General features: G+C 45.4%; 7 protein-coding genes. 2 read left to right on the top strand and 5 right to left on the bottom strand.

Features of this window, described 5'->3' with window-relative positions; translation table 11 throughout:
* Positions 1-177 precede the first annotated feature (177 nt).
* Complete coding sequence (locus tag F6K49_RS32345; RefSeq protein WP_293064678.1) at positions 178-390, top strand: hypothetical protein; 213 nt, start codon at positions 178-180, stop codon at positions 388-390.
* On the opposite strand, the gene F6K49_RS32340 is transcribed toward F6K49_RS32345, so the two are convergent.
* From F6K49_RS32340 to F6K49_RS32320, 5 genes are all read right to left on the bottom strand, one after another.
* Positions 368-721 carry a hypothetical protein gene (locus tag F6K49_RS32340; protein WP_293082683.1) on the bottom strand — a complete coding sequence of 118 codons (354 nt, stop codon included), beginning with the start codon at positions 719-721 and terminating at the stop codon, positions 368-370. The genes F6K49_RS32345 and F6K49_RS32340 overlap by 23 nt on opposite strands.
* Positions 722-1,175: 454 nt before the next feature.
* Complete coding sequence (locus F6K49_RS32335) at positions 1,176-1,298, bottom strand: hypothetical protein (protein ID WP_293030813.1); 123 nt, start codon at positions 1,296-1,298, stop codon at positions 1,176-1,178.
* Positions 1,298-1,825, bottom strand: coding sequence for a hypothetical protein (locus tag F6K49_RS32330; protein WP_293018859.1), 528 nt, complete (start codon positions 1,823-1,825; stop codon positions 1,298-1,300). Before F6K49_RS32330 ends, F6K49_RS32335 begins: the two co-directional genes overlap by 1 nt.
* A gap of 241 nt (positions 1,826-2,066) precedes the next feature.
* Positions 2,067-3,647, bottom strand: coding sequence for a cytochrome P450 (locus F6K49_RS32325; RefSeq protein ID WP_293064673.1), 1,581 nt, complete (start codon positions 3,645-3,647; stop codon positions 2,067-2,069).
* A 120-nt stretch (positions 3,648-3,767) separates the two neighbouring features.
* On the bottom strand, positions 3,768-5,978 hold the full coding sequence (locus tag F6K49_RS32320) for a phosphoketolase (RefSeq protein WP_293103229.1): 2,211 nt from the start codon (positions 5,976-5,978) through the stop codon (positions 3,768-3,770).
* Between the two features lie 403 nt (positions 5,979-6,381).
* Between F6K49_RS32320 and F6K49_RS32315 the strand changes: the two genes are divergently transcribed.
* Positions 6,382-7,767 carry a cytochrome P450 gene (locus tag F6K49_RS32315; protein WP_293103227.1) on the top strand — a complete coding sequence of 462 codons (1,386 nt, stop codon included), beginning with the start codon at positions 6,382-6,384 and terminating at the stop codon, positions 7,765-7,767.
* Positions 7,768-7,806 lie beyond the last annotated feature (39 nt).

The following is a 7,806-nucleotide window of genomic DNA, read 5'->3' as shown; positions in this document are numbered from 1 at the left end:
GATACACTGGAGCATGCCGAAAGGCCGGTCAAAAGACTGAGTTTACCCAGGAGCTGGGTGAGGTGAAAGTCTCACGCCCAGTTCTGAAGCGGAGGTGCTCCCCTTAATAGGGGACATCGACCGTAACTAATCTGCCAAGCGGGTTATTGACCGTAATGATACCGATGTCAGCTTTTGATGGATCAGGATAAACGGGTTCAAGGGTCTTGGTCTGTAAGTCCTGATTATGGATTTAGGGGATATAAACGAAGCTCAGAGGCTCGTCCAGGAAGCTCAGAGGCTCGTCCAGGAAGCTCAGAGGCTCGTCCAGGAAGCTCAGAGGCTCGTCCACGAAGCTCAGAACTTCGACCGAAAGCCTTGTTGGAACCTAAGCCTGAGAATTGGCTTTAGCAGACTTATTACGATTAACTTTTTTAAAGCGTTTCCCTAAACTCTCGGCAATGGTTTTTAGACCGGGAGTCCTTTTCGCAGCCGTCTTGATGTAATCATAGACTTGTAGACTGCTGTTCATCGCTTCAGAGCTGACTGCCATTAAGGTATCATCCACCTTTTCAGTTAACTGTCGCAGTTGGAATAAGACATCGGTCAGAGTCACAGCGAGCTGATAGTCCCGTACAAACTCGTCTAGGTCAAAGCTAGCAGGTAGAATTTTGGGGTTAGATTGGGCAGCAGTGAGGCTATTATTCACAAAGGATAGACTTTTTGAACCCATTTTAAACATGTTGCGTCGTTCCTCAGCCGTTAGATTAACTAAGAAAGGCAGCTTTTATTCAATCGTTTGTAGGGCAGTTTTGATTTCTTGGATATCTCTTTCGGAGAGAGTACCGGTAATATTTTGATAAGGCATTGTACAATTCCTGTAATTCTCTGAATGAATAATGACAATGAAGCGTCATGCCAGACCTATGCTTTTGCCATCTATTCTTAGAATTACCACTCAACTATGGAATCGATATACTACTATTAAAACTTAAAAATTAACCTATTTTTTTACGGTAACTTAAATAATTAAATATTATCCAAGGGGTAATAGAATTAATTATTATCGCTTTTTAATAACAGCAATAATCAGTTGCTTTTATTCTTTAACTAAATATTTGCTCTTCTGACAGGTTTTGTCATAACTATCAGGTGCCCTTGACCCATTAAGAATTAAATTCCCCACGGGTCGCACCTCAGGTACACAGGATTTTTCCCGATTCCCGATTCCCGATTCCCGATTCCCGATTCCCTATTCCCGACTCCCGACTCCCGACTCCCGACTCCCGACTCCCTAAACTAAATACTTTAGCGTCCACTAACGCTGATTCTGCAATTTTCTCATTTCCTCTTGCACCCCCACTGCCACCTGCAAGGCTTGGTCTAGCACTCGTCCATACTCACTGGCCTGATCACTCAAGTGCAGGGCGGTCAAGGTGGTTAAATTAGTAGTAAATAGCTGAGGATTCTTAGTAATAAACTGCTTATTCTCCCTGAGAATTCGTTCTGTCTTCAAGGCACGCACTAAATCCGTTTTCATCACCCTAAGGGCTTCGAGCACTCGCTCCCGATTACTGAGACCAACACCTGGATTCCCAGCTTCTTCCAATTGATCATTAATGTGTACAGCTCTAATCACCGTATTGTATCGATCCACCTCTTTCACCAGCCGTCTAACTGCCTTATATTTCAGCCATAGAAAGGACCCTCTACCCAATTTGATCAGGAAATCTCCTGGTTCTTTTGGTTTCTCTAGGAAAAAACCTCTGACTCGCTCTGGCTTCTCCCCAATCAAATTGGTTAGATAATCCTCTGAAATCACCAAGTCCTGCAAATCAGGTCGCATAGTTGTCCGTGCCTATGATAAGATAGTGGTCGGGAGCCTTTTAATCTATAAGCTTAACATGCTCTTAACACCTTACCGTTAAGAGGAGCACACCTGTTAACGGTCAGGGGCACGACTGGGTATATCATGAAGGTCTCTTATTAAGAGATAGGTTACCCAAAAACCATTATCAGCCCCGTGGAAACCCCCATGACTGCCCTTAATCCCTACTCCCTACTCCCTACTCCCTACTCCCTAAAACCTAGTAAGTTTCCTCAATACACTGCAAGTCTCTAGGCTTAAAACGCACTGGCATCCCATCGGACGGATAAATCAAAAGGTTCTGTTCTAACTGTTCAACAGATGAACGACCATTGACCAACTCCCAGTCGAAATAACGGAGCAGCATGGCTAGCATTACCGTTGCTTCCACCATGGCCAGATGCTCTCCCAAGCAACGATGAGAACCTGAGCCAAAGGTGATCATTGGAAGTGGGCTGCTGCCCTTGCCCTGGTCTAACCAACGCTCTGGCCAAAATTCCTCGGGGTTGCCATAGACCTCTGGGTCTCGCCCAGCACCAAGTATTGACCAGGAGATAATCGTGCCACGAGGAATCAAGTTGCCCTCAATCACGGTTTCACCTTCAGCCTCCAAGGAAGTGGAACCTTCGGCGACTGAATAAAGGCGCAAAGTTTCTTTGATAATGGCACTGATGTAAGTCAGTTTTTTCAGACTTTCTGTATTAATACCACCATTACTTTGCCAACTCTGGTCAACCACAGCTTGTGCTTTCTGAAAAACCCTGGCATTTAATGCTAACTCTGCTACCGCAAAGGATAAAGTATGAGCTGTGGTATCAGTACCAGCAATCAAGATTTCAATCGCTTCTGCTATCAGTGTTTTCCGAGTGTATTTTGGTTCCTTAGCCGCTATTTTCACTAACATCGATTCCTGGAAGTTTGGACTTACCTGCCCCCAATTAGTCGGGTTTTGTGCTCTCATCTTCAAGGCTAATTCCACTCTCGGACCAATCAAACCCTCTAAATATGCCATTGCTCTCCAGTAATCTCGTGAAGCCTTAGTGGGCAAATATTTCATCCATATCTTCTCCCCAGCGAATAACCGTAAGACCCGATATCCTATAATAGACATCGCCTCGTGAGCCTTAAGAATATCGAGGGGTGGACCTTCAGAACTAGAGGATTTTCCATCTACAGGAATTCCCACCACTAAACAGAAAATCACCCTCATAGTTAGTTCCACAAACAGGAAATCGACCTTTACCTCTGTTTGCGGTGCATCTTGCAGAAGTCTGGCAATTACTTGTTCGCAGGCAAGGTTAATAATCTCAAAGTATTTGGACAGACCACTAGAATTGAATTGAGGATTCCAAGCCTTCCGTCGCCACTGCCACTCACTCCCGTTTTCTCCGATAAGAACGGGAGCACCAGCAAGGTCGTTGAAAACTTGGCGCAATTGCTTACACCTACCTAAGCTGCCATCTTTGATGCCATTCACAATGGTGTTTTCTATCACCTTTGGTTGACTCAAAACCAGAACTGGAGGGTTAATCCATAAAACATAAATCGGGCCTAGCTGCTTGCTCCAATCAAACAATAATTGGAAGAATTTTTTCTGTTTAACTGCTGCTAATACCTGAGGAAGATTTCCCAATAGCCAGTGTTTGGGAGGACACGGCAGTAACTCTAGAGATTTGTAAGTATTTTTTCGTTGCCACCAGCCCCAGCCCAGTAGTCCCCCGATGCTAGTAATCCCTAGAGCTGTGGCTAAATAGGGAAAGGAGGGGGAAAAAGCAATCTGAGCAGCAATCTCTTGGAACATGAATCTGCCTTAATTTAACAACTATTAACGTTTAGTCTTGGCTCCGGGCAGCGAGGCTTGATTAGTGCAGCCCCATCCTTAAAGATAGGGCTACACCAAAAAATTCTAGCCAACTAAATTTTAACCAACCAAGTCAATCGCTCGTTTAGCCAAAGCCTCAGCAGTCAAACCATTAAACGCCATAATTTGACCAGCACTGCCAGCCGTTTCACCACGCTTCCAAGCCACCACATCCCGCTGGCAAGTACTACGTAACATAATCGGTTCCAGCATCGCACTGGTACCACCAGTAACACCAATCAACCCATCCCCACCAAACAGCTGTTCAAACCCCTGATCATCTAAGAAACCGCCATCAGCTTCAGTACAGGTTTTCCAAGCCGTATCATCAGGACGGTACAAGCGGCGGGGACTGATTACCGAAACAATCCGCACCCCAATCCCTTGCTCTTCCAAATCCGAAGCAGCATCAAACACTGGCATCAGGCTCATATCCCCAATCACCGCAAACACAACAGTTTTACTACCTTTAGATTCATGCAACACCACTGCACCATCTCGCAATCCTTGACGGGTTTGCTCAAAGGTCGTGCGCACCGGTAAGGGTGACTTACTAGCAGTAATGGTAATTCCTTTATTCTTAGTACTCAGCGCCCACTCATAACACACTTGGATACTATTAGCATCACAGGGAAACAAGGGGAAAATATTGCCATTGCGCATCATAGCAGCAAAGTAATTTTCAATTTCAGGACGCTGGTGAGTCCAACCATTGCGTCCTTGCTCCAGTGCCCCAGCGGTAAATAATGTAATAGTAGACGGAGTAGGACGGCGCAATTCTGCCATGGCTTGGGTAACGGTTTGCCAAATGGGTAACCCATTGATAGCAAAAGATTCATAAGAACACCACAGAGTACGAGCGCCAAACAAGGCTAACCCTACTGCTAATCCAGCACAAGCATCTTCACTCAAGGGTTCGTACACCTGACCTTTTGGGCCTTGGAAGTAAATTTCATCCGGGGTCGGGTGGATAATTTTTAGGGCTTGGTTAATATTATTAATTCCAGAAGCAGCATTACCATCAGCATTGGAAATAATAAAATTAGGGTCTTTTTGCCCCACATCAGCAACTATCGTTCCCATAGCGGTAGTCGCTATTTTCTTGTCTCCGTCAATCACAAATTCCTCTAAAGGTAATTCACCTAAATCTGGTAAAGGCAATTCCTTTTCTGTGACTACAGTATGGGCTGCTGACCCTCCTCCAGAACGCTCAAAATTTGTCCTGACTAATTCCCACGCTTGAGCAGGTAACGCCCGAGCTTTCAGGGCACTAACAATATAATCTTTTTCCAGGGTATCTCCTGGGTAGAGATTGTGAGCTTTAGCTCCCCGTTTGTGGACTCCCGCTCCTTTGAGTTGTTTAACAATCAGCACCGTTAACTTACCACTCAACGCTGATTTAGCCGCTTTATCCGTAGCTTCCAAAACCCCTTGGGTAAATGCCAATCGCTTCTGCAAGGAAAACTCTGTGCTATCGACATACTCACCGGGTTGGTCAGCATCATCGTAATCCTTAGCATTGATTAAGATAACCTCTTGGAAACCATTCCCCTGCCAGTATGCAATCATCTCTTGATTGGATTTTGTGGAAACCATACTATGGTGTTCCTGGCTGTAACCATTCCACACTAAGATCGGCAGAAAATTAGTCACCTGGGGATAGGCCGTAGAGAAGTGACCAAAACTGCTCATGATATAAGGTTCACCCAAGCCCCCATCCCCAATGGTAACTGGGAATAGTACTCCTGGATGAAGCAAAGCCCCAGCCATAGCAAAGTGTTGCCCTTGTCCGAGGGGGCCAGCTGGATTGAGGAGTCCGGGAATTTGACCAGAAAGGTGTCCGAGCAGTCCATGCATTTCTCGGAAGCGTTCCCCCATCTGTTCTACAGTCTTAATGCCCATCTCCTCTAGGGAGCCATCCAGAAACATGTTACTGTAGAAGCCTGGGGCATGGTGTCCCACTTCAGTAATAATGTTTTTGTAACCCAGCATCACCAAAGCTGCAATCCCGTCCGCAATGCTGGCAAATCCCCCTGGATGACCAGAAGATTTACTAGCAGTGATGTGCAGGGTTAGGTAGCGTAGGGCATCAGCAGCCAGTAAGGTCTGGAAGACAGCTGCTGGATCCTCAGGAGATGCGATCGCATTTTGCCCCAGGGCAATCGCTGCTTGTTGCCCGTATTGGTCAGAAGCCGCATCAAAACCCGGTATGGTGTTGCCAAAATACTGAATTCCTTGACAAAATGTCGGAACCCTGCTACCAACTGTCATAGTCTCAGAAACCTTTTCTAATTATTACGAGTATTAAACAAATATTACAATCAGCTGGCTTGGTGCGGAATTAGTATAAAGGGTAAATTTGGGGTTTTAACCAGTGAAATGTCTTATGGATGAGATTGATTGAGACTACTATTGAGACGACTTGAGAATCTGCAACTCTAGATCCATTGTCATACCTGCCTTGTCGAGATTCTGATCAAATCTTGCTTCATTTGAATTCCCAGAGACTAACAGAATAGGATTAATCGACTAGTTTTGATTACCCTTAATCCTATTAATAGCTTGTCAATAAGCGCTTTTCTGATAGTAATGAGCTAACCGAAGGTTTTGTTGCAATATGGTAGTTAGGTTAGAGCATGAATTGGTCTTGAGAAAGTAACAGAGGAAAACGAGTGTGAGTAAATTGCCTGAAGGTCCTCAAATCCCTGAGTGGTTACAGTTAATCTATTGGATTGCTGACCCTCTGAAGTATTTGGATCAGTGTGTAGAACGCTATGGAGATACATTTACCATACGGCTAAGTGGTTTGGAACCGTTAGTCATCCTCAGCCATCCCCAACCAATTCAGGAAGTCTTGACCGCTCCTCCTAGCCAGTTTAAGTCTGGTTCAGGAAATGAGCTGCTACGACCCTTGCTGGGGGAAACCTCAATGACTTTACTCGATGGTCAACCCCACCAGCGGCAGCGTAAACTTTTGATTCCTCCCTTTCATGGGCAACGAATTAATTCCTACAGTCAATTGATTTGTGATATTACTGAGCAAGTAGCGAGTCAGTGGGTAATCGGTCAAGCCTTTACTGCCCGTACTGCCATGCAAGACATTACCATCCAGGTAATCATGCAGGGGGTTTTCGGTCTAGGTCACGGACCCCGTTACCAAAAACTGAAGCCACTCCTGGCAGCCATGCTAGATATGACTAGTTCCCCCCTGCGCTCTAGTATGCTGTTTTTTAAGTTCCTGCAACGAGATTTAGGGGCTTGGAGTCCTTGGGGCAAGTTGGTGCGGCGTAGGCAGGAAATTTATAACCTCCTTCAGGAAGAGATTAATCAGCGCCGAGAGCAACCCGAGCATATGGGCAATGACATTCTCAGTTTAATGATGTCCGCTCGGGACGAAAATGGTGAGTTAATGAGTGATCACGAGTTACAAGATCAGTTGATGACTCTCTTGTTTGCAGGTCATGAGACTACTGCAACCGCTTTAGCTTGGGCATTTTACTGGATTCATCGATTACCGACAGTGCGCCAAAAACTGCTAGAGGAAATTGATAGCTTAGGGGATAATCCAGACCCGATGGCAATTGCCCAACTGCCCTATCTCACAGCAGTAGCCTACGAAACCCTGCGGATTTACCCAGTGGCGTTTGTGATCTTCGCCCGCATTACCACAGCCCCAATTACTATTATGGGTCACCACTATCAGGCCAATACTACCCTTTTTGCCTGTCCCTATTTAACCCATCGTCGAGAAGACCTCTATCCAGACTCCGATCAGTTTAAACCAGAACGATTCCTTGAGCGTCAATACTCTGCCTATGAGTATTTTCCCTTTGGTGGTGGAAACCGACGCTGTATTGGTGCTACTTTGGCGATGTTGGAAATGAAACTGGTTTTGGCTAAGGTATTGTCTAATTATCACTTAGCCCTAGCACAAGACAAAATCATTAAACCAGCTCGTCGTGGATTCGCGATTGCTCCTGAAAATGGGGTTCCTATGGTGATGACAGGTCAACGTGTTGCTAAGGATTCACCAAAGCCTGCTACCGTAAATTCTATTTAGGATCAAAATAATTGTGCAAGTAACTGTCCCATAGCAACA

The organism is Moorena sp. SIO3I6 (genome assembly GCF_010672095.1).
The sequence above is the reverse complement of the archived record's forward strand: the minus strand, read 5'-3'. Positions and strand labels throughout refer to the sequence as shown.